The 1,583-nt window shown below is 38.2% G+C and carries 1 pseudogene; it reads right to left on the bottom strand.

Annotation, left to right across the window (positions count from 1 at the left end):
* A pseudogene (locus tag HX062_RS16070) lies at positions 1-1,583 on the bottom strand (hypothetical protein); the annotation flags it as partial.

The raw sequence follows: 1,583 nt of genomic DNA on the forward strand, positions 1-1,583 counted from the left end.
CCATCGGAATCAGTTACCGTCAACATATCCGCATCAAGCGTAAAGCTTACGTTAGTCGTATTAATCGACGACCAATCTATAGTTCCCTCTGTTCCATCGTCTTGGATATAGTAGAACCTGTTCTCATCTACATTGTAGTATACGTTTCCGTATTTACCTTTTAATTTGTTGATTACCTCCGTAATGAACTCGTTGTTGCTTGTAATTTTCGTTACAAACTCTTGATTTTGTGTAAGTTCTTCAATGAAGGTAGAGTTGTTCGCAATCTCTTTAACGTCTAACTGCACTTTGTTGCCATCGGAATCAGTTACCGTCAACATATCCGCATCTAACGTAAAGCTTACGTTTGTCGTATTGATTGAAGACCAATCAATAGTTCCCTCTGTTCCATCGTCTTGGATGTAGTAGAACCTGTTCTCGTCAATGTTGTAGTAAACGTTTCCGTATTTGCCTTTGAGCTTGTTGATTACCTCTGTGATGAACTCGTTATTGCTTGTAATTTTCGTTACAAACTCTTGATTTTGTGTAAGTTCTTCAATAAAGGTAGAGTTGTTCGCAATCTCTTTAACGTCCAACTGCACTTTGTTCCCATCGGAATCAGTCACCGTCAACATATCCGCATCAAGGGTAAAGCTAACGTTTGTGGTATTGATTGAAGACCAATCAATAGTACCTTCGGTTCCATCGTCTTGGATGTAGTAGAATCTATTCTCATCTACATTGTAGTATACGTTTCCGTATTTGCCTTTTAGCTTGTTGATTACCTCTGTGATAAACTCGTTATTGCTTGTAATTTTCGTTACAAACTCTTGATTTTGTGTAAGTTCCTCAATAAAGGTAGAGTTATTGGCAATCTCTTTAACGTCTAACTGCACTTTGTTCCCATCTGAATCAGTTACCGTCAACATATCCGCATCGAGGGTAAAGCTTACGTTCGTAGTATTAATTGAAGACCAATCTATAGTACCTTCGGTTCCATCGTCTTGGATGTAGTAGAATCTATTCTCGTCTACATTGTAGTATACGTTCCCGTATTTGCCTTTTAATTTGTTGACAATTTCTGTGATGAACTCGTTATTGCTTGTAATTTTCGTTACAAACTCTTGATTTTGTGTCAGTTCCTCAATAAAGGTAGAGTTGTTGGCAATCTCTTTAACGTCTAACTGCACTTTGTTCCCATCGGAATCAGTCACCGTCAACATATCCGCATCTAACGTAAAGCTTACGTTTGTGGTATTAATTGACGACCAATCAATAGTTCCCTCTGTCCCATCGTCTTGGATGTAGTAGAATCTGTTCTCGTCTACATTGTAGTAAACGTTTCCGTATTTACCTTTTAGCTTGTTGATTACCTCTGTGATGAACTCGTTATTGCTTGTAATTTTAGTTACAAACTCTTGATTTTGTGCAAGTTCTTCAATAAAGGTAGAGTTGTTCGCAATCTCTTTAACATCCAACTGTACTTTGTTCCCATCTGAATCAGTCACCGTCAACATATCGGCATCAAGGGTAAAGCTTACGTTAGTCGTATTAATCGACGACCAATCAATAGTTCCCTCTGTTCCATCGTCTTGGATGTAGTA

Origin of the sequence: Myroides sp. DF42-4-2 (assembly GCF_030326445.1) — a bacterium.
In the GTDB taxonomy this organism is placed as follows: domain Bacteria; phylum Bacteroidota; class Bacteroidia; order Flavobacteriales; family Flavobacteriaceae; genus Flavobacterium.